This window comes from Arthrobacter alpinus (assembly GCF_001445575.1).
In the GTDB taxonomy this organism is placed as follows: domain Bacteria; phylum Actinomycetota; class Actinomycetes; order Actinomycetales; family Micrococcaceae; genus Specibacter; species Specibacter alpinus_C.
Map to the genome: position 1 here is coordinate 4148005 of NZ_CP013200.1, position 24360 is coordinate 4172364.

Genomic DNA, 24360 nt, shown 5'->3' on the forward strand with positions numbered 1-24360 from the left:
GGCCCCTCACACGGGGGCCCTTCGCCACTTAATGGCTCAAATATGTGTGCCTTGCGCCGGATCAACATAAGACGTGGTCAATTGCCAGGCCGTCTGATTCCCGCAGGCTTGCAGTGCAGCCAATTTCTTGGCTGTTGCGGAGGGACGCCCTGATCCCAAGAGGTGGATAAGATCATTGGTCAGCTTTCCCAGCTGGGCTGCGCCCACCATCAGGGAGGAACTGCGCAGGCTCAAGGCTGAGTCCAAGGCCTCCTCGTTATGGCCCGAGCTGACAGCATCGTAAATCCGTTCAAAACGCCCAGGCCACATCTCTACGTACCTGCACACAAAATTACGGCAGAGCTCCCGCTCTCCATCGAGGGATTCTTCCAGGGAGTGAAGAGTTGCCGCGCAGACGAGTGGCAATTTAGCAGCTGTCATTCTGTTCGTACGCCTCCCGACCGCTTGGTTATGCCTTAGTAGACGTGCCTTGAGTATCAACACTAACGCCCCGAGGGGTGGAAGTAACGAGTATTTTGGCTCCTACCCAACTACTTGCGTGAAGCTTAAGTAAACCCTCAAGGAAGGCCTCATTCTCCTAACCTTTCGGCTAGCTTCTAGGCCGTTTCCTTGAGCATCTTGATCTTTTCTTGAGTATTGCCACGATTCCGGAACCGCATGGTTCACGGTGCGTCTTGACGTGCCGCTTCGCCCGCAGGGCCACGTCCGGGGGTTCTGGCGGCAGGGCTCAGGCATCCCGGCAGGACAAAACTCACCGTGGTGCCGGCCCCTTTTTTGCTGAGCAGGCTAATGGTGCCGCCGTGCTTGGCCACGATTGTCTTGGAGATCATCAGACCCAACCCGATTCCCGGAATTGAGCGCTGCACGGCAGACCTTGCTCGAAAGAATTTACTGAACGCCTGAGCTTGTTCATCGCTATTCATTCCCATGCCTGAGTCCTGAACCTGGCACCATAAATCCGCGCCTTTTGCCGTTACGCTCACCGATACGGTTCCGCCGTCGGGCGAGTATTTAACGGCATTGGACACCAGATTATCCAGCACCTGTCCTATCCGTCGGGAATCGATGAAGGCCGCCAAAGGTGCCTGTACCTGCGAGCTCAAGGTGACCTTGTTGCGTTCCGCCATAGGAGTAGCCGAGGCCAGGGAGTCCGCGACGAGCTGCACAACGTCGGTCCGCGTCAATTCAAGTGTCACCGAATCGGTAGTCAGCAGGTCCGCGACAAGCGAACTCAAGCGATCAACATTACGTGACGCAATGTCGAGGTAACCGTGGATATCCTGCGGCAGCTCCGCCGACTCCTCCAGAACCAGGTCCAAGTAGCCGCGGATTGAGGTCAAGGGAGTCCGGAATTCATGAGAGACATTGGCGACGAAGTCGTTTTTCGCCTCGAGGGCAGCCATCATGTCCGTCACATCGTGGAAAGCGATGACGGCGCCGTCGAACCTCCCTTGTTCATCCTTCATGGGGCGTGCCGCGGTGGACACTGCACGGGCCTTGTCCCCAGCTCCCAGCCACACTTGGTAATTGGTGAATTCCTCACCCCTGATGGCGCGCCGCACCGGGCGTTCCTCGGCTGCCACAGGGCTAATGGCATCTACAGCGAAAACCAACAACTCCTTTTCCTGGGGATCGGAAACATCCTCGGGGAGGGCGTACGTGTGCAGGGCTCGCTGTGTAGCGTTCATCAGCATGTCATGACCCTCTGCATCCACCACCACCAATCCGACGGCGACAGTATCAACTACTGTTTCCAAGAGCCTTTCCCGCTGCTGGCTACTCTCAAGCGCTGCCCGCAGCTGAACGTCCTTGGCTTCCAGCGTCTTGCGTTGGATGTTCATGGTGTTGGTGACAGCGACAACCGTGGTGGCGTAGGCCAGAACCACTATTGGAAAGAGTAGCGGCCGCACCAGTTGCTCAATCGTGAGAGCATCCGGGGACATCACCAGGGGCAGCCACACGATGAGCAAAGCAGCCACCACGCTGACAGCGACGGACGTTCGTTTTGCCATTCCTGATGAAGCCAGCCAAAAAACGGGAAAGAAGATTAACAGCCCTACAGCTGTAAGGAATTGCTGATTGCCTCCGCGGAATAGCCCCACGGCTATGAAATCCAGATACGGGATGACCAGGACGGCAGCCGGCGGAAGCCGTTCCCAAGGGACGGCAAAGGATGCGAGCAGCAACAAGACGTGCATCACCAAGGCGGCCACAAACAACGGTTGCTGAAAGGACTGCGGATAAATCGCGGCAGCAATCAGGACGGCGACCGCCATGATCAGGGAAAGCGGCAGTTGTGTCAGGAAGACCCGTTTCCGTTCACCTCGCAGCCGGAAGAGATTATTGCCTGTCTGCTCCCGCGCACCGATGTCCGTCATGATAGTTTCCATCCTTCAAAGTCGCTGCCACGGAAGTTGCCGCGACCCTACGAGAACCCGATGTCTTGCACGGCGTCAGGCGACATGTGACCATCGCACTTTCGGTGCTACGAAGCCTCGATATTGATAATGCCACACGAGTTTCACGCCCCCGTGGGTGAGAACTCTTGTGGTGCCGAGGAGGAATCCATGACGCACGCGGGGATCACGAAGCTCATGGTGGTTCCCACACCCAACTGGCTCTCCATTATGAGGGATCCGCCGTGCGTATCAATAATGGTCTTGGATATCATCAGGCCCAGGCCAATACCTGGAATACCGCGTTCCACGGCAGTGCCCGCCCGGAAGAACTTTTGGAAAACGCCCGCTTGCTCGGAACTGCTCATGCCAAGGCCGGTGTCACTGACGCGGCAGCGCAGATCGGTCCCGTCTGCCCACGCACGGACAGTGAGTGTTCCGCCATCAGGAGAGTACTTCACGGCGTTGGAGATCAGGTTATCCAGCACCTGGCTGATGCGGACGCCGTCGACCATGGCCAGTAGCGGTTCCTCGCACTGCCAATCGACGGCCACGGAGTTGGCGGCCGCGCCCGGAGTTGCGGAGGCGATGCTGTCTGCCACGATGCGGTTCATATTGGTGGGCGTGCGCTCGACTGTAATTGAGGACGTGGCCAGAAGGTCTCCCACGAGCCCGCCGAGACGTTCGGCATTTCGGTCTGCAATTTTCAGATACTGTCCCACCTCCGGGGGATGTAAATCCGGGGTCTCAAGCGCCAATTCAAGGTACGACTGGATTGCCGTCAAGGGTGTTCGGAATTCATGTGAAACATTGGCCACAAAGTCGTCCTTCGCGGACAAGGCATTAACCATGTCGGTGACATCGTGGAAGGCGATGACGGCCCCTTCGCTTTTTCCATCGTCGTGTCGCATGATGCGAGCGGTCGTGGATAGGGCCCGGGCTTGCTCGCCGGTGCCAATCCAGATTTGGTAGTTGGTGAATGATTCTCCATTGATGGCACGTCTCACGGGGCGCGCTTCGGGTGCCAAGGACACCCTATCCGGAGTAAAGAGCAGGAGTTCCTTCTCCTCGGGGTCGGCGATGTCAAGGGGGCGGCCCAAAGTATGGATGGCTACTTGGGCGGAATTCATCAGCCGGTCATTGCCATCGGCGTCCACCACCACCACGCCTATCCCTACGGTGTCTACGACCGTTTCAAGGAGCAACTCCCGGTGTTGGCTTTCCGCAAGCGCTGCGCGGAGGAGTTTATCCTTGTCCAGCAAGGAATTGCGTTGGCCTTCCATGCTGGTGGTTAGCACCACCACGGTAATCGCGAAGGCGAGCATCATGAACGGAAAGAGGATCGGCCTGATCATGGCGTCAGCGCTCACCTGGCCCGACTGGAATACCGGATTCCAAATAATCAGCAAACTCGCCAATGTGCTGGTGACCACGGCAGTTTTGGGCGCCACACCAGAGGCGCAGATCCAAAATATGGGGAATAGTGCCAGCATTCCGGCCGAAGAAAGAAGGGTTTGGATGCCCTCACGGAATAATGCAACGACAAAAAAATCCATGTAGGGGATGACGAGAAATGATGCCGGGTGCAGTTTGTCCCAAGGGACCACCAGGCAGGCCAGCATCAAGAAGCCGTTCAACCATAAGCTGACCACCAGTTGTGAATTGGACAGGAGCTCCGGATAGAGGATGCCGATCATCAGTGCCGCCAATGACACAGTCACGAAGAATGGAAGCTGGGCCAACATCACCCGTACCCGCTGGGATCGCTGGTAGAAGAGCCGGCCGATGAGCTGATTTGCAGGTGTTTCAGTCAAGATTTCTTCCGTTGATAAACATTCTTCCCCATGTTGAAGTGCTGGCAGCTATGGGCCTGTCGCGCGACTGATACACAAAATTGATGATCGGAGGGGGACGAACCAAGAGGGGCGCCACTTTAGATAATGCCATACTGGAGATACGAACGGGCTTGGGGCCCAACGGTCTTGCATTGCAGCAACAATTTCTAGTTTTTAGTGATTTAGTGGGGGAAAAATGAACAATCCTCGAGTGGCGGTCATCGTTGAAGACGACCAAGATATTCGGGAACTTATCAGCGTCATTCTCAACCAATCAGGATTTGAGGTTCACGCTGCCAGCACTGGTGCCACTGGTGTTGAAGCTGTACGGGTCAACAATCCTGCCATTGTGACCCTGGATCTGGGGTTGCCGGATATTGACGGCTTCGAAGTCGCGCGGCAAATCCGCTTGTTCAGCGATGCCTACATCATCATGCTCACGGGCCGGGCCGATGAAATGGACACCCTGCTGGGGTTGGAAACCGGCGCCGATGATTACCTCACCAAGCCCTTCCGGCCACGAGAGCTGAGGGCAAGGATCAGCGCAATGATGCGCCGGCCGAGGTTTGCCGGCGAAAGCCAGCCCGCTGTGGCAGCAGCCGCCGTCGACAGTGCCTCCGGGCCTGCGTCAGGCAATTCGGAAGTTACACCTGCCAGCCAGGGGATGAACTCAACGAGCAACGGTGTAACTACAAGCATCCCGAAAGCGGTGAATGGCCTGGTGTTGAACAGCGGGGACCGTACCGCGGAAGTGGACGGCACCGAATTGGAGCTGACTCGCACCGAGTTCGATCTTCTCCACGCCCTCGTGGACAGCGGTAAGCAGGTGCGCACCAAGTCTGACTTGGTGCGTCGACTCCGTGGTGAGGAGTACGACGTCGGCTCCTACATTAGCGATGCCGACGAACGAACCATTGAGGTTCACGTAGCGAATTTACGCCGGAAATTGGGCGATAATCCGCGAGAACCGCGCTGGATCAAGACCGTCCGGGGTGTGGGTTACAGACTGGTCCATTAGACCGCGGTTGCCGGTTACTTCCGCATTGCTCACTTCAAATCTCTTGAAGGCCAAGGACGGCAGTGACATGCTGAAATGAGTCACTTCGAGGAGGAATCATGCAACGGATCGTGCCCAATGTCTGGTGTCAAGGCAACGCCGTGGAGGTCGGAGAATTCTACGCTGCGGTGCTTCCACAGTCGTCAGCTACGACAACCATGAATTATCCAACCGAAGGCTTGTTGGACTTCCAACGCGATTTTGCGGGGCAAGCCCTCGTCGTGGATGTGTCCGTGAGGGGTTACCAGATCCGTCTCATCAATGCAGGAAACGAGTTCCGGCCAACGCCCGCTATCTCGTTCATCCTCAACACGGATCCGCTCCTGTTCGACGGCGGCGAGGATGAGGCCCGAACCAGCATCCACAGCATCTGGGAGGCCTTCGCGGAAGGCGGCCAGGTGCGCATGGAGTTAGACGAATATCCGTTCAGTAAACTCTACGGCTGGGTCGAAGACCGCTTTGGGGTGAACTGGCAGCTGATGTTGAGCGATCCGGCCGGAGACCGTCGCCCATTCGTGATTCCACAGTTCCTCTTTACCGGACCCGTTGCCCAGGCCCAGCAGGCAATCGAGCTCTACACCGGGCTTCTGGCGGATTCAAGCATCGGCATGCTCATGCCCCATCAAGACGAAGCGGCCGGCATCATGTTTGCCGAATTCAATCTTGCCGGTCAGTGGTTCTCTGGCATGGACGCCGGCACCGATCACCATTTCACGTTCTCGCCGGGGCTGTCGCTGGAAGTCTCCTGCGCCGATCAGGAGGAAATCGATCGGTTATGGGAGGTGCTCTCCAGCGTGCCAGAGGCCGAACAATGCGGCTGGGTGGTGGACCGCTTTGGCGTGAGCTGGCAGATCGTGCCGGAAAATATGGGCGAGTTGATGCAGCACCCGGGCGCGTTTTCACGGATGCTGGAGATGAAGAAAATCATCATGGCCGAGCTATGACGCTCCACGGTCAGGGCTTTTAGGGCGACGGGCCCAGAAACAAATACACAGCACCCTTCAAGATGCGCTCAATCTGAGGCCGCCTCAGACTCAACACGCATAAGTTCGTACCAGCGCACCCCGTGGGGCGGGACAGCAACGGCGAAACGACCCTCGTCGTCGAGCTTGAGATCCTGCGCCGGGCCCTGCTCCCAGAGGTCACGGGCGGCCCATCCTTCCCGCGCGGCGGTGAACCCCACCACCGAGCTCAGCGCCACGGACAGTTCGCATTCGGACTCGCCGGTCCAAAACAGGCTCTTCCGAATGCAGGGTGTAGGTGGGGTTGGTCAGTGATGAATCCGGGCGAGGAACTCGTTTCGGTATAGGTGAGGGCCTTGGTAGAGAATCAGATTGTCTAGATCCAGATTTTTCTACAGCAAGGCCCTCGTGTTCAACGCTACCCTTCAATGCCCTGACCTGACTACTTTCTGCCGCCTTGACGGGCTTGGTCTGGAAGCGACCGGGCAGTTCCTTGCTCCTGATCGTGCTGTGATTGCCTGTCGGGTGGTGGCCACGGATGAATGGTGCCGTAAGTGTGGCGGCGAAGGTATCCCGCGGGACACAGTGACCCGGGAACTCGGCCATGAACCCTTCGGCTGGCGGCCGACGACGTTGCTGGTCCGGATCCGCCGCTATCGGTGTACCGGGTGCGGTCATGTCTGGCGGCAAGACACCACCCAGGCAGCCGAACCACGGTCAAAGCTTTCCCGTCGCGGCCTGGTGTGGGCGTTGGAAGGCATCGTGTGCCAGCACCTCACCGTCGCTCGCGTCGCCGAGGGGCTGGGCGTGTCCTGGAATACCGCGAACAAGGCCGTGTTGGCCGAAGGACGGCGGGTGCTGATCAATGACGCCACACGCTTCGACGGAGTGAAGATCATCGGTGTTGATGAGCATGTGTGGCGCCACACCAGACATGGAGACAAATACGTCACCGTCATCATCGACCTCACCCCGGTCCGCGACAAAAAGGGCCCCTCTAGGCTGCTGGATATGGTTGAGGGCCGTTCCAAACAGGTCTTCGCTACCTGGTTGAAGGAACGCCCTCAAGCTTGGCGTGACGGGGTGGAAGTCGTGGCCATGGACGGGTTCTCCGGGTTCAAAAGCGCTGCCGCCGAAGAGTTGCCTGCCGCTGTTGCGGTGATGGATCCATTCCATGTCGTCCGTCTTGCCGGCGACGCGCTCGATGACTGCCGTCGCCGGGTGCAGCAGGCCACGTGTGGGCATCGGGGACGGGCCGGGGATCCGCTCTACAAAGCCCGGCTGACGCTGCATACCGGTGATGGGTTGCTGACCGAGAAACAACAAAAGCGAATCGCTGATCTCTTCGCCGAGGAGAAACATGTCGAAGTCGAAGCTACGTGGGGCGCCTATCAACGCATGATCGCCGCCTACCGGGCAGAAGACCCGGCCCAAGGTAAGAAGCTCATGCAAGCCCTCATTGATTCCCTCAGCAGCAGGGTCCCTGCAGCTCTGAAAGAACTGAAAAAGATGGGCCGAACACTCAAACGCAGGGCAACTGACGTCCTCGCGTACTTCGACCGTCCGGGAACTTCTAACGGCCCAACTGAAGCAATTAATGGAAGATTGGAACACCTCCGAGGATCCGCCCTTGGCTTCCGCAACCTCACCAACTACGTCGCCAGATCACTGCTGGAATCCGGCGGCTTCAGACCGAAACTACACTCTCAATTCTGAAGAGCCCCAAAACACTGCGACAAAATGACCAGTCTCGGCGGTGGCGGCCCAAACAATAACTTCACCACTCCCCTGACTTTTGGGCTCCCGAATGATCTCGCGGTTGTCCGTTGCCGTGGCGAGGGGCCCTCGACAGGGCGGGATTTGCCAGGCGCTCTATGGTTGCCTTATCGGTCGAGGGCAGGTCGCCACCCATCATCAGCGGCGAGCGCCCCATGACCCACAACGTCAGCAAGGTCTGCTGTTCCGCAGGTGTCAGGCGAGAATCACGTGGCTCACCACGTTCAGCACGGAGACCGATCCGGCCAAGCGGAAGCATGTCGGCATCAGCCCAGCCGCCGGCGCGTTGAAGTGGTGCCCAACGCGCCAGCCGGGCAAACTGGGCGTGCACGTCATCCCACCGGTCCCAGAGGTCATCGGAGATGCGCCACATGTTTGCATTCGCGCGAAGATGCTCAAGGTGCGTCGTGGGTAGATTCGTGCCAGGGGAAAGCGACAGCGCCATCGTCCTCCCGCTGCGGGCAATGGCGGTTGCATAGGCCGTGATTTCGTCATCATGGTAGGGCGCCTGCATGTCATCCACTTTGAGGAAATCGACTCCCCAGCGGGCGAACTGAGCCACTTGGCCGTCGTAGTACGCTTGGGCACCTGGATGTCCATGGTCGAGCCCGAAGTTGTCAGGATTCCAGCTGCAGGTGTCACCTTGGTTGGCGATCTGCGACGCCGTCCATGCAGTCCCCTCGACCGGGAGATTCTGTTCGACGGCCTTGCGCGGAATGCCACGCATGACATGGATTCCCAAGCGCAGTCCCATGGCGTGAATTGCGTTAGCCATGGCGGTGAATCCGGTATTGCCCTCCGCCGAGGGGAACCGGTTCTGTGCTGGCAGCTGGCGGCCGTACGCATCGAGCACAACAGGGGCATCTTCGTTGTATCCGTGAGCTCTCGCCGTCGGGTCATACCAGGCGATATCGACGACGACTGTGTCCCACCCCGAGGGGAGTAAATGGTCTCGGACAAACCGGGCATTTTCTAGGACTTCGTCCTCGGTCACCGTGGTGCCATAGCAGTCCCAGCTATTCCATCCCATAGGCGGAGTTGGTACCAACAGGGAGAAAGCGCGGTTTGTCGAAGACATTCGTTGACTCGTTTCTGATTTGCAGCACTCTGCTTGGTGAACCGTTGGGTGTTGAGCACTCGCGAGCCCTCAGCGTTGGGCCGTTAAGGCTGCCCTTGTCCTCAAGATAGTTGCTAGGACTTGGCATGTCACGGGCCCACTCGGTCACTAACCCAATATTTTGTTGTTAGCGTCACATTATTCTCATCGAGCCTCCGCGGTGGGGGCCGGACGCCTAGACCGATTGGTCTTGGAACGGCGCGAAAGAGTCAGCCGTAACTCTGCCCGTATTACTGTCCGCCGTAAGTATCATTGGATAAGGCGATAGTTTCGAAGGGACAGGAGGGAAGCTGAGATGGTCAAAGGACGCATCACGATTGCAGAGATTGCCGAAGAGCTTGGCGTTTCCGTTCCCACAATTTCCCGAGTCCTCAATGGCAGGGAGGACGTTGCCGCACAAACGCGGATCCGGGTTGAGGAAGCACTTACGCGGCACAACTACCGCAAACCCGTTGCCCCGAATTCCCCCTTCCGCTCAGCAGACCTGCTGGATCTCGTTTTTCACGAAGCAGGCAGCGGCTGGGCCCTTGAAGTCATTCGGGGCGTTGAACAAGCCGCGGGACCAGAACACATCGGCGTTGTGCTCTCGCAATTGGGAGGATCGCGCCGGCCCTCCAAGGAATGGCTCGATAGCATCATGGCCCGCCGTTCCATCGGCGTGGTTTTGGTGCTCTCTGGACTCGATGAAGCCCAACGCCAGCAACTTGATGCCCGCTCCATACCCTACGTAGTCATCGATGCGCACGGCGAACCCGCCTCAAACGTTCCCACAGTGGGCTCCAACAACTGGAACGGTGGCCTCGTAGCAACCCGGCACCTCATTGAGCTGGGCCACAAGAGAATCGCCATGATTTCCGGGCCCAGCGATGTTCTCTGCAGCAGGGCCCGCGTTGACGGATTCAAGAGCGCCCATGACGAGGTGGGACTGCGCTATGACCCAGCGTTGATTCGTTGGGGGAACTTTGAAAAGGAGGCCGGATATCACCATGGGCTTGAACTCCTCCGGGGTCCGAACCGCCCGACAGCAATCTTCGCCGGCTCTGATTACCAAGCACTGGGAGTGATGCGCGCGGCCCGTGAACTTGGGTTACTGATTCCCCGTGATCTCTCCATCGTCGGGTATGACAACCTGCCCGTTTCGGACTGGCTCACGCCGCCGCTGACCACGGTGAATCAGCCGCTCGCCGAGATGGCGATGCTGGCCACCCAAACGTTGATCTCCATGGCCCGCGGGAAGTCGATTGCGTCGCCGAGGGTTGAGCTAGGCACGGATCTGGTCATCCGGGAATCAACGGCACCTCCGGCCGGCTAAGGAGTATTCTCTCGTTGTGCCTTGGAGTTCGACGCCGGTGCTAGGCTGCCAGCGGTACCTCCAGTTGCACTTCTCCAACAGGCAACTGGACGGTTCCCTTGGACCGGCCTGCCGCAACCTCAAAGAGCCCCGCAAATACTGAGAGGCTGATGCGCCCTTCTCCGTCTGCAATCATCTCGACCGGAACAAGCCACCATTCCCCGCGGATAAGGTTCTGAAGTGCCGTGTAGGCCGGCTTCGGCGATCCGTCCTTTCGGATCAGGCCGCTTGGCGCACCGAGCCATGCCGTGGCGTCGTCAAAACCCCAATAGGTAATCGATTGAACCGCTGGGTGCGCCACAAGCGTTGAGTAGTGGCGGATAATTTCCGCTGCCTGACGTTCCTCACCGGCGGGCGTTGTGGGCCAGTTATCGACCACATAGTCGTTGAGATCCCTCTGCGTCAGGCTGGTTGTGAGTCACTCATTAACCGTTGATTGAAGGAGCCGGCCGTGGCCGTTGATAACAAGGGATTTACCCGTGAAGAGATCCGTGAGTTCGTGCATGAGTACTATTTGCAGCCGCGGGGGTCGCGGAAGGAGTGGCTTGCCTCGAAGTCCATCTCCGATTGGATCTTCCGCAGGTGGCGCACGATGGTGGTCGAAGGCGATATCGACCGGGGCCTGATTCCGCGAGAACATGGAGGTATGGTCCCGACAAATAGTGAGCTCTCCGCGTTTGAAAAAGCACGCGCGAAAGAGATAGCCGCCCATCGTGTTGAAGTCGAAAAATTCCAGAAGCGCATTGCTGAGCTTGAAGGAGTAAATTCGGCTCTGGGAAAAGCTATAGGGCTCTTGCACGAGTTGAACGTGCCAGAGTCCGATACAACCCCGACGAGCGATCAGAAGCGTTCATAGCAGCTGAGACCACCCTCGTCCTGGAGCTGAAAGAGCTCACCAGATCCCAGCGGACGGCTCTGAAGCTGACCGGGGTTTCGCGTGGGACCTGGCACTACAGGTTCAATCCCCGCCCAGGCGTGGAGAACCCCACCCATCAAGCCGACCGGGCCTATGAAAGCCGGATCAGTACCATCCATCAGGAGTGGATTCTTGAGTTCATTCTGGCCGGCTGGGAGAAGAACAACTCCGTGGATCATTCTTTCGCCACGGCCTGGGACAACGGCGTGATGATCGCCTCCCGCCGCACGTGGTGGCGGGTCGCGGCAGAGTACGAGGACCAGAATGCGCGCCCCACAGTCCCGACCAAACGCGGCGGTAAACGCGGCACCGCGCAGAAGCCGGTTCTCAAGGCCACCGGTCCCTGCCAGGTCTGGTCTTGGGACATCAGTGACGTCTATTCCAAGTGGCAGGGAAGGGTTTACAAGGTGTATTCCATCATGGATATCTACTCCCGGGAGATCGTCGGCTGGCGGATCGAGGAACGCGAGGCTGACTACCTCGCCGTCGAGATGTTCGAGGCCGCCATCGCCCGCTACGGCGCCCCGCGCGTGGTTCACGCGGACTCGGGCCCATCCATGAGGTCACACCTGCTCCGTGACTCTCTCAATTCCCACGGCGTGGAACTCACTTTTAACCGTCCCTACGTCTCCAACGACAATCCCTTCAGTGAGTCAGGTTTTCGCACGATGAAATATCGGCCCGGTTACCCTCGAATCTTCGAAAGCCTCGAGGCCGCCAGGGACTACCTCACCGACTACGTGCGCTGGTACAGCAACGATCACAAACACTCCGGCATCGCCTTGTTCTCACCAGCACAAGTCCACGACGGGTCCTGGAAAGAGCTCTGGGATAAACGCGAAAAAACCCACCAGGAATACTACGAACAAAACCCAGGAAGGTTCCGCCAACGACCCACCACACCAGCCCCAGCCCAACACGTAGGGATCAACCTCCCCAAACCCGAAGAACACCAAAAAATAGCCTAGTGACTCCACACAGCTTGACAATTTTCGGATCCCCAACATTTGAGGGCATCAAGTCCCCGGAGAGGAGAGTGGTCTCTGTCCAATGCAGGGGAAGGCCAAACCTGGCGAATCGCTGGCACACGTCATTGAGTTGGTCTTCCCCACGGAACCCTTTGTGCATATGGGATTGCAGGCCAATGGCATCGATCTGGATCCCGGCATCGAGGACTTCCTCCACGAGTTGTTCATACCGCGGCCCCAGATCAAAGTCGTTGAGGATCAGCTGCGCCCCAGAGTTCTGGCCCCGCGCCTCTTCAATCGCGAGCCTCACCATCGGCACACGTCCCTTGTCAGCGCAGATCCGGGTAATGGCATTCTGGACACCGTCGGGCTCATTGACAAACTCGGGCATGATGACAACTTCGTTGATCGCGTCCCACGAATCGATGAGCCCGGCGAAATCCTTGACCTCTCGGCGGATTCTCCCCCGCAGCAGTTCTTCGGCAACGGGTAGCGGCAACGCATCCACCCACGGCGCTTTGACCGTGTGCCACACCAGCGGGTGGCCCTTGAGCCGAACCCCGCGATTGGAAAGCCAATGGGCTGATTGGAGTAGTTTTTTGCGTTCGGTGACGCCACGCGTGGGTTCGTAGCGGCCCCAGTAGAAAGCGAGTGTTGCCGTATCAAACAGCCCCTGCCAACGTTCCCGACTTTGATCTTCTCCGTCGTCCATAGTCGGGGGCGTGCACCCGAAACCGAAAGCATGCTGCAGCTGTTTTACCAGGACCGGCTGCCCACGCAACGGGTTGCCTTGGGCATCGGTGACGGTGATGGTGGCATTGCTTTTGCGATGGGCGTAGCGATCAGCTGTCATTAGTTTTCTTCCTCATGGGCAGTCGTTGATGGCTCACCGTGGATAAAAAGCGTCCAAATTGCGGTACTCATCGCCTTGGAGTGGGAGGACGGCGCCATGTTTGGTGTTTTCTGGCAAGGTGAAGCCCGGTACGTGCTTCCAGTCGCCCGATTCCAAATTGGTGGTGCTGTAAGCGTGATATCCCTGCGGCATGTCGGCGTACCGATCGACCCAGAGATACCAGCGATTCTCGTGGTTATGGCGGAAAACCAGCGGACCTTCAACATGGGGTGAAATTTCGTGCCCCACGTTCTTGGCCACGGTGATGAAATCGTCGGCAAAAACCGAGGAGCCTCTTTGGTGGAACAGCTGAAGTGACAGGGGTGCGTCGTCGTCGTGCTTGGCCAAACGATGTACGGCGGTGTCAGTGACGAGCAAGGTCATGTCGATGACTCCACCGGGAAGATCCAAGTACACCTCTGGAGCGGTGAAGCCGACGAAGTCCTTGGTACGTGACACGAGAATCTTGCTGGGACCCGTCTCGGCTGATGCCAGAGATGCTGACTCCAGAGACACCGGCTCCGGGGACACTGCCTCCTGCAGTCCGGAGGACCAGAAGACCAGGAAATCGCCGGAAACCGGATCGTAAACCGATTTGGGCGCCCATGCCATGCCTGCTCCGTCCGGGGCAATCCTCACGTACCGCGGTTCCGACCAGGTGATCAAATCAGTGGAATCCCACATCACTACATCCAGGCTGCCTCGGTGCCTGAATTCCCACCAGTCGGGTCCCTCCGGGCGCCACACGCGCAGATCGGTGGCCAGAATGTGGAACGTCCCATCGGGTCCCCGGACAATGTTGGGATCCCTAACACCACCGGTCCCCTCCAAGGACTCAAGAACGGCTGCGCCGCCGTTTAGGCGCCGCCACGAAAGCGGGTCATCGCCCTCACTCAGCGATAGATAAATCTTCTCTTTGTGTTCCAGCGGGTCCTCAACGAAATGCACCAGCAGATAGCCGAACGCTTCGCTCACAGTCCCCCCTGGAGATCCGCGAAGTCAGCGGAACCGCTATCCCCCACAGCCAATGCTCCGTAGGTGACGCCCACGAATCCGCCGTTCTTCTCGGCGCACAGGTGGGAGATATCCAGCACATCAGAGCGAACTGATCCCCCATCGTCCGGTTCCCAGATAGCAACAGCACTAGTGCCATGCACCTCAAAGGCAAGAACACCTTTGCCTGTTCCCTGGGGCAGCGTCAGCCTTGGTGCGTGAGTGGAGACAACTGAGGCGTCGCCCGAGACTGTGTCAATACTCAGCGTCCCGCCTCCCACTGTGACCGCCACAAAAGCCGTGGATGAGTAGCGCAGTGCCAGTCCGGCGCGAACTCCGTAACTGGCATCCACCAGTCGAATCTGCACGCGCGTACTCAGGCTTGCCAACCGTCGGGCCACAAATGCGGGTCTAGAATCGGTGAGATCATTCCCGGCCTGCAGCCGGAATGTACCTGAGACCCCAGTTTCTGTGACGATCTCTGACGGATGACGCCGGACGGCAATGACGTCCTCACCTCCGGTTGCAGCGGGGTTATCTGGTGAGTCAAAGGGCAAGTGTTCCTGGCCAGTCAAACCCTGAAGGCCCTTGGGATTTTGGGGCAGCTGCCCTTCGCCCGGGGCAAAGACTGGCCAGTCGTTTTCCCATGTCACCGGAACCAAGAACGTTTCCCTCCCCAGCAAATCACAGCTGTCCCAGGCTCGGGTCGCCAAACAGACAGCCCACCAGCTGCCATCTTGCGCCTCAACGAGGTCTGCATGGCCAACATTTGTCACCGGCGTTGCGCGGCCAAGATTGCGGTGCGTCAAGACAGGGTTGGCAGGATTGCCGACGAACGGTCCAAGTGGTGATTCGGCTCTAGCGACGACGATCGCATGGTGGAAGCTCGTGCCGCCTTCTGCCGCAAGGAGATACACAAACCCGTTGCGACGGAGCAGGTGCGGTCCCTCCGACCAGATGGCTCCGCGCAAGGCTCCGGACCAGACAATGGTCTCCTCCGTGTCCGGCACCAATGTTTCGTTGTCGAGCCTGCGTACCCACACTTCGGTTTGCTGCGCCCATTCAGGGAGCGGTGCCAGTCTGGTGCCATGAGCCCACATGCTGCCGTCAGGCTCAATCATGATGGAGGGGTCAATTCCGTCCATGTCCCACCAGATGGGATCCGACCACGGACCGGCCGCGTTCTCCGCCGTGACAACGAAGTTCCCCGAGGCTCCTTCGGCCCCGCCAACCAGCGTGCAGACCACCAGGAAACGGGTTCCATCGTGTCTGATCGTCGGTGCAAACAAGCCGCCGGAATCTCTCACGGTTGAGAGATTAATCTGGCCCGGACGGTCGATCACATGGCCGATGAGTTCCCAACTGAGCAAGTCACGCGAGCGGTGCACGGGCAGACCGGGCAAATACTCGAAGGTGGAATTCACCAGGTAGAACCAGGTCCCGTCATCCCCATCGACGCGGCACACGGACGGATCAGGATAAAATCCGGGCAAGACGGGATTGGTCTCGCCCCACATAGCAGTGGTTTGGTTCTCAGTCATTCTTGATAAACCTCCGGGAAACGTCTGCGATGAGCGGCTGCGCAATAAGCCAGAGAATGCCACTAAAGGCCCACGCGAAGACCAGCAGGGCCAGTTCCGTACCAAGGTGCACCGTGGCTAGGGCAACGATCATGAGGGACAAAAAGCCAAGGCTCACCTTCCACTGCGCGAAAAGTTCGACGGCGGCGATCCGCATCGAATCTCGGGTGCGGAAGGAAAACAAGGACGAGACCACCAGCAGGTGCCCCGCCCAGACACCGAGTAGACCCAAGACGATGATCCCTACCGGTCGAAAAGTTACCCCGAAGGGAACTGACTCGGCAAAGACAATGTTGACGATCAACACCAGCGCCACGGCAACAACCACAGCCCACCACTTCATGGTGTCGAGAAAGTTCAGCCGGTATCCACGCCACAGGGCACGGGCCGGTGACAGATCTGGCGATGCGGCCCAAGTACGCATGGCATACACGGCTGCCGAGAGCGCAGGCCCCACGGGCAGCAGCGCAATGACGAAGAACGCAGCATTGGCAGCCGCATCGCCCAATACTGTCCATGCAACCAGTGTTGGCCCGCACATCAGAATGAGAAAAACCGCCAGCACCAGTAGCCGATACACACCTGCCGCCATCCGAGACAATACGCCGCTGCCAATCTCATTGGCGAGAGCGCTGGAACTCATCGCTGTTCCCCGGCCAGGGAGGCGGATCGAACGTGGACATGGCTGGTAGCCATGAGTTTACGATCTGCTCCAACAATTTGTTCGCGTCCCACAAGTGTCCGCCGAACCACGGCATGCACGTCGGTGCTGGAGCGCGAGATGCGCAGTTCCAGCTCTCCCGGCTCCACGAGCTGATGCAGCTTGAGCCCCGCGAAGGAGGTCAGATCCGAGTGCAGCGTGAAATTCACCGTTGCGCTCTCTCCCGGTTCAAGGTCCACCCGCTGGTATGCGATCAGCCGAATGTCCGGGCGGGTGACTTGGGCCACGGGATCATGCAAATAGACCTGTACGACGTCGGCCACCCTCCTTGCGCTGTTGTTGCTGAGCTCCATGGTCAGCGCGGTGCTTTCACCAATCTGCCATTGCTGATTCCCCGTGGTCACGTGGCCCCAACTCAGCTCGCCATAGGAGAGGCCGTGGCCGAAGGGGAACAGAGCTGTGGGGTCGAGATTTGAAACCCCGTTGCGCATGCCCAGCGGGGGCGCCAAATAGGTCCCCGGCTGAACATGGGGACTGTTGGGAATGCTCACCGGCAGGTGTCCACTGGGATTGATGGCACCCGTGAGCACTTCCGCGATGGCTTGTCCTCCACGTTGTCCCGGAAAGAACGTTTGCACTACCGCGGCACACTTCTGCGCCACCGAACCAAGTGCATAAGGGCGGCCGGAGAGTAGGAGTAGGACAACGGGTGTCCCGGTCGCCAAGATAGCTTCCAGCAGAGCTTGCTGCTCACCGGGCAGGCGCAGATCCGCAGCATCGCAGCCCTCCCCGGATGTTCCACGCCCAAACAGCCCGGCCTGATCTCCCAACACCACCAGTGCCACATCTGCGCCGGCCGCCGCATCCGTCGCGGCAGCAAAACCGCTCCTGCCTGCAGCCTTGACATCGCAACCCTTGGCAAAAGCGATCTCGCCTCGATGCTGTCCACGCAACCCCTCGAGCACGGTTCCGATCTCCAGCCCAAGGCCCCGCTCCGGATGCTTGACGCCAACATGTGCCGGAAATGAATAGCAGCCAAGCATGCCGTAAGCATCATCTGCCAGCGGGCCGACGACGGCGAGACGAGCCTCCGGACGCAGCGGCAGCACGCCGTCGTTCGCTACCAGAACGACGGCTTCCCGGGCGAGTTCCAGCGCTAGGGCTTGGGAATCTGTGGTGTCGAGCTCCACCTGATCCGGCACTTCCGGTTGGTAGTCCGCATCTAGCAGTCCCAAGTCAATCTTCTGCACAAGGACCCGTCGCAGTGCCCTGTTGACGAGCTCCTCGGAGACGGCGCCAGAGCGAACGGCGTCATTCAGGGGTTTGCCGTAAGCAGCCACCGACGGCAACTCAACATCAATCCCTGCTGCGAGCGCGCGGGCGGCGGCTTCGGACTCGGTTCCGGCAACACGCTGAAGTGTGCGCAGGAACGCGATGGCAAAGTAGTCCGCCACCACAACGCCGTCGAACCCCCACGTGCCCCGCAGCAATTCGGTGAGCAGCTGCGGATCGGCAGCGGCGGGTACGCCATCAACCTCGGCGTAGGAATTCATCACCGACCGGGCGCCGCCATGGCGCAGCGCCATCTCGAACGGCGGGTAGTAGACATCTGCCATCTCCCGTGGGCCCGCCGCGACCGGCGCGTGGTTGCGTGCCGCCCGCGAACCGGAGTATCCGGCAAAATGCTTGAGTGTGGCAACAATGCCAGCACTTTCAAGCCCTTGAACATACGCGGCGCCAACGGTACCAACTAGATACGGGTCCTCGCCGATGGTTTCTTCCACTCTTCCCCATCGGTAATCCCGCACCACGTCCAAAACCGGCGCGAGCCCTTGGTGTACGCCCACGGAACGCAACGACCTGCCAATCTGCCCGGCAATGCGGCCAACCAGCTCCGGGTTGAAGCTGGCTCCCCAAGACAGTGGAACCGGATATGCCGTTGCGCCCCACGCGGAGAAGCCGGCTAGGCATTCCTCGTGGACCTGGGCAGGGATTCCGAAACGGTTGGCGGCCATGATCTGCCGCTGAGCCCTGGCCAAGGATTGCGCCCCGGCCGAAGGATCAACCGGAACGGTGCCGAAGGGCCGAGTGAGTTGCCCTAGCCCGTCGACAATCACCTCGGCAAAGACGGGAGTGTCCTGGCTCATGTCGCTTTGGTACGGCGCCACGTCCCCTCCCCCATCGTCGGCGCCAACCCACAGGCCCACGAGTTGGCTCGTTTTCTCCTCTAGCGTCATTTCAGCAATCAGCACATCGGCCCGATCTGTTGCCGAAAGTGAGGTGTCATGCCATGGCCTTGCTTTCAGGAAATTGGACTGGACCACTGAACTGTCAATTGTCATGCGTTGCAAACCTTCTGATGGAAATGGGCCCGGACAGTTAGCCGGGAAACAACTGTTGGAGAAGGGACTCGATGGCGGCTAGCCCTTGACGGAACCAAGCATGATGCCTGAGACAAAGAACCTTTGAACAAACGGATAGATGCACAGTATGGGGATGACTGTAAGGATCATCGTCACCGATTGAATGTTTGCGGAGAGTGCTGCTGCCGAACTGCCGGAGGCGGCTGCGCCCTCTGACGCTGCACTGGACGCACCGGCAATCAAGTTCCGCAGGAACAAGGTGACGGGGAAGAGCTCACTTTTGTCCAGGTAAAGGAACGCGGCAAACCAGTCGTTCCAGAATGCCACTGAATAAAACAAGACCATTGTGGCAATGACTGCTTTAGAGAGCGGGAGGACTATGCGTCCGAATATCCCGAACCAGCTCAGACCATCGATCTGTGCTGCCTCTTCCAAATCCTTGGGCAGATTCTCAAAGAAGGACTTCATCACCAAGAGGTTGAACACGGAGATGGCACCAGGGATAACGAGCGCCCACATGGTGTTCTTCATGCCCAATGAGGAAATCAAGACGTAGTTCGGGACAATTCCACCGTTGAAGAACATCGTGAAGACGGCAATGCCAATCAAGATCTTCCGTCCGCGAAGGTGCTCCTTGGAGAGGACATAGGCGAAGGCGGTGGTGAGCGTCATGGCGATGATGGTCGCCACCACGGTGTACAGGACCGTGTTGCCGTAATTACGCCAAAACATCCCGTTATTCATCACTGCCACGTAGGAATTAATGTTGAAATCAACCGGCAGCACGTTCACTTGCCCGGCCTTGATGGCCCCAGGAGAGCTGAAGGATTGGGCAAGGACAGTCACGAACGGATAGAGCATGATCAAACACAAGGTGATCAACGCCATTGCGTTCAACCATGTGAAAATCCTGTATCCGGTGGAGTCCCGGGACCCTCGCGGCCTGCCTGTGCGGCGTACCTTGATTCCCTTGGCTCCCTTGGCTAGGTCTGTTTGAATCACCATAAACTTGCTCCTACTACTCGCCGTGAAATGAAGTTCGCGGACAAAACCATGACCAACCCAATCAGCGCTTGGAACAGCCCGATTGCCGCGGCATAACTGAGGTTGTTCGACACTAGGCCCACTCGGTACAGGTATGTCGAGATCACATCTGCGGTGGAGTAGGTCAAGGGGTTGTACAGCAGGAGGACCTTTTCAAAGCCAACGTTGAGGAACGTGCCGATGTTGAGGATCAAAAGCGTCATCATGGTCGGCCGGATTCCGGGGAGGGTGACATGCCAGATCTGGCTCCACCTGTTGGCCCCATCGATCTCGGCCGCCTCGTACAGCGACGAATCAACCGTGGTCAGTGCCGCGAGGTAGAGGATGGTCCCCCAGCCAACTGTTTGCCACACTTCAGATCCAACGTAGATGGCGCGGAACCACTCAGCCCGCTGCAGGAACGGAATCGCATCACCGCCAAAAGCGGTGATGATTTGATTCGCGGTCCCTTGCACCGACAACAACTGCATGACCATTCCGACGATGATCACAATGGAGAGAAAATGCGGTAGATACGAGATCGACTGCACCAATCGCTTGAAGGCTTTCTTGCGCACCTCGTTAAGTAGGAGGGCAAGAAGGATTGGCAGCGGAAAGCAAACGATGAGTGTCAGGGCACCAAGGATGACCGTGTTTGAAAAGACGTGCCAGAACGTTGGGTCATTGATGAACATGGAAACGTACCTCAGACCCACCCATTCATCGCCAAAGATATTTCCCCCTGGCCTGAATCGGCGGAACGCAATCACGTTTCCGAGCATGGGCGCGTACCGGAAGATCGCAAGAAAGATCAGCGGCACGATCGCCAGAGCGTACAGCTGCCAATCGCGTTGCAACGATTTTCGCAACGGCCTACGCCCGGCATTTTTGGATGTGCGGCGGGACCGGGCTGGCCCATCGTGTCCGCCGTGAGTCGAGGATTGGCTCGGAGGCAGGCCGTCAGTCTTAGTCGCTGGCTGATTCACCTGCACCGTGTTTGTGGTTGTCATGTCATCGCCCCATCAGCTCAGTGGCATGGCGATTCAAACACCCTCTCGCGGCCTGGACCGTCGCGGATTCCAAGGACCTACGCCTTTTTCGCGAAGCGGTCGTGGGCGGTGTTAAGCAGGTCAACGTAACTCGTGAGACCTTGTCCTTCAAGCTCGGCAACGTACTTATCCCATTCGCTGAGGTTGCGCTCTCCAAGCACGAACTTCAAGGTATTGGTATCGACATTGTCTTTCAAAGGAGTGGCAAGCAAGGAGGACTGCTCCAGTTCCGCCTCTTCCAACGGTGCCGGCTCGTCTGGTTCGCGGAAAGTCCTGGTCTTCAGGACCGAATCAATGTACGCCACGGCATCTTTGGGGCTGTAAGACTCTTTCAACTTCCGGCTTTCGGTTCCTTCAGCGGCGAATGTGGAGTATCCAAGGTCCTTTTGAATATCCACGGCACCCTTGCTCATGAGGTTCCATGCGTCAAGCGAGAATCCGTCCTTGAGCTTGATGACACCTGCAGCATCCTTTGTGTACTGTTTGCCTTCTACGCCCCACCGCAGCAGGTCCCGTGCATCAGGGTTGTAGAAGTACCAGTCAACAAACTGCAACAGGGCCTGGAAGTTGGGTTCGTCCTTGGCCTTTGAACTGAGCATGAAACCGTGCCAGAAGTTGCGGGGTCCAATGACATTGCCAGCGGGGCCGCCGGGCGGGGCAATGAGAATGACCTCGTGCTTACCCTTCCCCAAGGTCTTGTCGAGCGCCGTCGAATATTCAATGACAGTGCCGGTGTTCCCAGAAGCGGCAAAGACCTTATTGTTGGCGAATTTCTCCGAAACAGTGGCGTTTCCGCCACCAGCATCGGCCGCCGTCAAAGATTCCGGATCCAGCAGACCGTCCTTGACCAAGCCGTGGAAGAACGTGAGAAGGTCCTTGTACTCTTTCGATGTGGCGACGGACTTGAGCTTCTTTGTTTCCTGGTCGAGAATTGTGCCCGTTCCGAAACCCCAGCCAGCCTGCGTACCGAAGGCGCGAGCAGCGTAATTGAGCAGTGATTGCCCTTCGAAGCCGTCAGCTAGCGGATAGGAATCCGGATATTTGGCCTTGATCTTGACCAATCCTTCCCGCACCTCATCCCACGTATTGGGAATTCCGGCGCCAACCTCCTCGAACACATCCTTGCGGATCATGAGTGAAAAGACGGGTACGGAAACCTCTTGAAGGCCCGGCAACATGTAGTACTTCCCGTCAGCCTGGCGCAGATTCTCCATCATGGCTCCAAGATCCCATTCCTTCACGTACTTCTTGAAGTTGGGCATGTGCTCTACGTAGTCACTCATGGGCAGGACAGCGCCGGAGGACACAAACGGCTTCTCATCACCTGTGTAGATGAGCGGAATGATCGAGGGAGCATCGCCGGCGCTGATGAGCAGGCTACGCTTCTCCACTGCGTCGCTGAAGGGAATGTGGGTCAATTCAAGGTTGACGTTGGTTCGAGCCTTGATTTCCTTGAATACTTCCCAAGAGTCCTTCACCGGAAGTTCCGGCCAATCCGTCCAAAGAATGGAGAGATCCAACGGCTCCGTGGCCTTGAACTGCATGTCTGCCTCGAAGCCCTCCATGGCGCCGACGTTCTGGGTTGAGATGTCCACGGGGGCATCTGATTTCTTACTGCAACCAACGAGGGCCACAAGTCCGGCTGCGGCGATGCCCGTGACAAACGCGCGCCGACTAATGGGTGGGTTTTTAAACGTGAAAGCTGCCATTTTCTCTTCCTTGAGTGTGAGCTAAACCTGCGCCAGTTCCGATAGTTTCGGAAGACTTCCGATACTTTTGAAGAGTAATCTAGCTCACAAATGAAGTCAATGGCTCCGCTGACTCAGGTGGATGAGACCAGCATGATTAGGGCTCCACAGCTGTAATAAGTGACCCGCCGGTCGTTTCGGGCGCCGCTATTGAACCGCGCAAGGGCGGGAAATAGCCTCAAAGCCGCAATCGTCATCGGTAAGCGGTGGCTATATTGGTCCTTTTGGACAGTTCTGGCGGGATCCGTCACGATTCCAGCCTTGGAAGTCACAAAGCGCCAGTCTGAGGCACAGAACCGTCAGGGGCGGACGGGACCCTCACCGCGGTCATACGCGATGGAGCCGACGAAGAGGCGTCCGTGCCGATCGCATCCGCCTTTATTGAGTCTCACGTTTTCGCCGTGAAGAATTTCCGGCCCGGCGAGAGCGTTTCAAGATCGATCTCGGCCAAGTCCAGGCCGCGCTTCGTATCGATGACAAATACGTTTCCGCGCCGCCGCCTGATCAGGCGGCACTCCAGGGATCGGCATGGGGCCTCGCTCGAGTGAAACCTCTCCAGCGCCGAACTTGCCCAGGTTCGCCGTTTATTGTTCGCTAACCAAGCGTTTGTGAGGCGCTGGATTCTCGCATGATGAGCGACGGTTCTACTTTCTCGCACCCTTTGGGGACTGGTTCGCCGCCAATCGCATTGATGATGATTGTGGCGGCGCGGCGGCCGATTTCCGCGAGATGGAGATCGATAGTCGTCAGCGGCGGGCGCGCTGCCTGGGCCATGACGTCCCAATTATCGACGCCGACGACGCCGACTTGCGAGGGACGTCAACGCCGGACTCGCGAAGTCCTGTTTCGAAGCCACGGGCTATCTGGTCGCTTCCGCAAAACGCGCCATCGAATTCACCCCCGTCGCGAACAAGACGGAGTGCCGCCTCGCGTCCCCATCGTTCGGACCATTCACCGAACTGAGGTACTGACACCCATGTGAGCCCGTGACCGGAGAGCGCAAGGGATGCGCCGCGGTGTCGTTCTGCCGTGGCGGCTTGGTCCCCGTTTCCCGATATCTGAACCAGCCGACGTCGACCACTCCCTACGAGGTGGTCGATTGCGAGTGAGCCCACTGCGTGATTATTCGGGACTACTGAGCAGTCATCGGGTTCAGTGGAGGGCGCAAACGCATAGACGACGGGAACGGATCCGGTTCCCCGAACTGGCGGCCTCGGGTCATTGCCGCGGCCAGTGACAATAATTCCGTCCACTCGCCGTCGCATCAGGCTGTCGATGTAGAACTGCTCACGAAGGGCGTCCCCGCGGCCGTCACACATCAGCACCGCTACCCTGCCCGGCCCCAGAGTGTCTTCGGCGCCCAACATGATCGGATTGGTGAAACGTCCGAAACTATCGGAGGTGAGCACACCAACGGAATAAGCGAGATCAACAGTTGCCCCCGAGTTTGCTCGTGTACGGGGCACGAATCCCAGCCGCGCTGCCTCTTGAAGAACTCGCTCCCGGGTATTGGATGACACCCGGCCAGTTCCGTTCAATGCTTTTGACACCGTTCCGATGGACACGCCAGCGGCCTCGGCAACGTGGTTAATCGTGATTGCTCGCATGGCCACCTTCTTGGGAAAAAATATTCCGTTGAACTTTCCCTTTCTTTCTCATACTGTTCACATCGC

Annotated in this window: 20 protein-coding genes and 1 pseudogene; 6 read left to right on the forward strand and 15 right to left on the reverse strand. The window is 58.4% G+C overall.

Translation table 11 applies throughout. The features are described 5' to 3' along the window. Nucleotides 1-36: 36 nt before the first annotated feature. The 3 genes from AS189_RS18435 to AS189_RS18445 form a co-directional block, all read right to left on the reverse strand. Nucleotides 37-420, reverse strand: coding sequence for a hypothetical protein (locus AS189_RS18435; RefSeq protein ID WP_129587343.1), 384 nt, complete (start codon nucleotides 418-420; stop codon nucleotides 37-39). 242 nt (nucleotides 421-662) lie between these two features. After that, a complete protein-coding gene (locus AS189_RS18440) occupies nucleotides 663-2378 on the reverse strand; it encodes a sensor histidine kinase (RefSeq protein WP_062292299.1) in 1716 nt (571 codons plus the stop codon). A gap of 143 nt (nucleotides 2379-2521) precedes the next feature. After that, on the reverse strand, nucleotides 2522-4210 hold the full coding sequence (locus tag AS189_RS18445; RefSeq protein WP_062292301.1) for a sensor histidine kinase: 1689 nt from the start codon (nucleotides 4208-4210) through the stop codon (nucleotides 2522-2524). 217 nt (nucleotides 4211-4427) lie between these two features. Between AS189_RS18445 and AS189_RS18450 the strand changes: the two genes are divergently transcribed. Both AS189_RS18450 and AS189_RS18455 read left to right on the forward strand, forming a co-directional pair. Beyond that, complete coding sequence (locus AS189_RS18450; protein ID WP_082634437.1) at nucleotides 4428-5249, forward strand: response regulator transcription factor; 822 nt, start codon at nucleotides 4428-4430, stop codon at nucleotides 5247-5249. Between the two features lie 98 nt (nucleotides 5250-5347). Further along, a complete protein-coding gene (locus tag AS189_RS18455) occupies nucleotides 5348-6232 on the forward strand; it encodes a VOC family protein (protein WP_062292308.1) in 885 nt (294 codons plus the stop codon). Nucleotides 6233-6300: 68 nt separating this feature from the next. Here the strand turns inward: AS189_RS18455 and AS189_RS18460 are convergent, their stop codons facing one another. Beyond that, complete coding sequence (locus AS189_RS18460; RefSeq protein ID WP_062292311.1) at nucleotides 6301-6489, reverse strand: hypothetical protein; 189 nt, start codon at nucleotides 6487-6489, stop codon at nucleotides 6301-6303. A gap of 169 nt (nucleotides 6490-6658) precedes the next feature. Here AS189_RS18460 and AS189_RS18465 point away from each other — a divergent pair, with 169 nt between their 5' ends. Then, a complete protein-coding gene (locus AS189_RS18465; protein WP_062291294.1) occupies nucleotides 6659-7966 on the forward strand; it encodes an ISL3 family transposase in 1308 nt (435 codons plus the stop codon). Nucleotides 7967-8027: 61 nt separating this feature from the next. Here the strand turns inward: AS189_RS18465 and AS189_RS18470 are convergent, their stop codons facing one another. Continuing rightward, nucleotides 8028-9056: a glycoside hydrolase family 27 protein gene (locus tag AS189_RS18470; RefSeq protein ID WP_337589186.1), complete on the reverse strand. Its 1029-nt coding sequence runs from the start codon at nucleotides 9054-9056 to the stop codon at nucleotides 8028-8030. A gap of 382 nt (nucleotides 9057-9438) precedes the next feature. Between AS189_RS18470 and AS189_RS18475 the strand changes: the two genes are divergently transcribed. After that, entirely contained in the window at nucleotides 9439-10455 is a 1017-nt protein-coding gene (locus AS189_RS18475) for a LacI family DNA-binding transcriptional regulator (protein ID WP_062292316.1), read from the forward strand. Between the two features lie 40 nt (nucleotides 10456-10495). Here AS189_RS18475 and AS189_RS18480 read toward each other — a convergent pair whose 3' ends face one another. Continuing rightward, complete coding sequence (locus tag AS189_RS18480) at nucleotides 10496-10873, reverse strand: endo-1,4-beta-xylanase (RefSeq protein ID WP_062292318.1); 378 nt, start codon at nucleotides 10871-10873, stop codon at nucleotides 10496-10498. A gap of 72 nt (nucleotides 10874-10945) precedes the next feature. On the opposite strand from AS189_RS18480, the gene AS189_RS18485 reads away from it, so the two are divergent. Together AS189_RS18485 and AS189_RS18490 are read left to right on the forward strand one after the other, a co-directional pair. After that, entirely contained in the window at nucleotides 10946-11350 is a 405-nt protein-coding gene (locus AS189_RS18485; protein ID WP_062285378.1) for a hypothetical protein, read from the forward strand. 119 nt (nucleotides 11351-11469) lie between these two features. After that, nucleotides 11470-12378 (forward strand): DDE-type integrase/transposase/recombinase, encoded by a 909-nt coding sequence (locus tag AS189_RS18490; protein ID WP_129587104.1) that lies wholly within the window; start codon nucleotides 11470-11472, stop codon nucleotides 12376-12378. Here the strand turns inward: AS189_RS18490 and AS189_RS19685 are convergent. The 9 genes and pseudogenes from AS189_RS19685 to AS189_RS18535 all read right to left on the reverse strand — a co-directional run bounded on the left by AS189_RS19685 (nucleotide 12338) and on the right by AS189_RS18535 (nucleotide 24294). After that, entirely contained in the window at nucleotides 12338-13231 is an 894-nt protein-coding gene (locus AS189_RS19685) for an endo-1,4-beta-xylanase (protein WP_082634438.1), read from the reverse strand. The two genes, AS189_RS18490 and AS189_RS19685, sit on opposite strands and share 41 nt — an antisense overlap. Before the next feature lie 33 nt (nucleotides 13232-13264). After that, the gene (locus AS189_RS18500) at nucleotides 13265-14245 is read right to left on the reverse strand and encodes a glycoside hydrolase family 43 protein (RefSeq protein ID WP_062292324.1); all 981 of its coding nucleotides are present in this window, start codon (nucleotides 14243-14245) and stop codon (nucleotides 13265-13267) included. Further along, nucleotides 14242-15804: a glycoside hydrolase family 43 protein gene (locus tag AS189_RS18505; protein ID WP_062292328.1), complete on the reverse strand. Its 1563-nt coding sequence runs from the start codon at nucleotides 15802-15804 to the stop codon at nucleotides 14242-14244. Before AS189_RS18505 ends, AS189_RS18500 begins: the two co-directional genes overlap by 4 nt. Next, complete coding sequence (locus AS189_RS18510) at nucleotides 15797-16486, reverse strand: DUF624 domain-containing protein (protein ID WP_062292331.1); 690 nt, start codon at nucleotides 16484-16486, stop codon at nucleotides 15797-15799. The genes AS189_RS18505 and AS189_RS18510 overlap by 8 nt, the downstream gene beginning before the upstream one ends. Further along, a complete protein-coding gene (locus tag AS189_RS18515; protein ID WP_062292334.1) occupies nucleotides 16483-18846 on the reverse strand; it encodes a beta-glucosidase family protein in 2364 nt (787 codons plus the stop codon). The genes AS189_RS18510 and AS189_RS18515 overlap by 4 nt, the downstream gene beginning before the upstream one ends. Before the next feature lie 78 nt (nucleotides 18847-18924). Further along, the gene (locus AS189_RS18520) at nucleotides 18925-19872 is read right to left on the reverse strand and encodes a carbohydrate ABC transporter permease (RefSeq protein WP_082634439.1); all 948 of its coding nucleotides are present in this window, start codon (nucleotides 19870-19872) and stop codon (nucleotides 18925-18927) included. Continuing rightward, nucleotides 19866-20900, reverse strand: a complete 1035-nt coding sequence (locus tag AS189_RS18525) for an ABC transporter permease (protein ID WP_082634440.1) — start codon at nucleotides 20898-20900, stop codon at nucleotides 19866-19868. Before AS189_RS18525 ends, AS189_RS18520 begins: the two co-directional genes overlap by 7 nt. 77 nt (nucleotides 20901-20977) lie before the next feature. Beyond that, complete coding sequence (locus AS189_RS18530; protein ID WP_062292337.1) at nucleotides 20978-22648, reverse strand: extracellular solute-binding protein; 1671 nt, start codon at nucleotides 22646-22648, stop codon at nucleotides 20978-20980. Between the two features lie 633 nt (nucleotides 22649-23281). Continuing rightward, a pseudogene (locus AS189_RS18535) lies at nucleotides 23282-24294 on the reverse strand (LacI family DNA-binding transcriptional regulator). Between the last annotated feature and the right edge of the window lie 66 nt (nucleotides 24295-24360).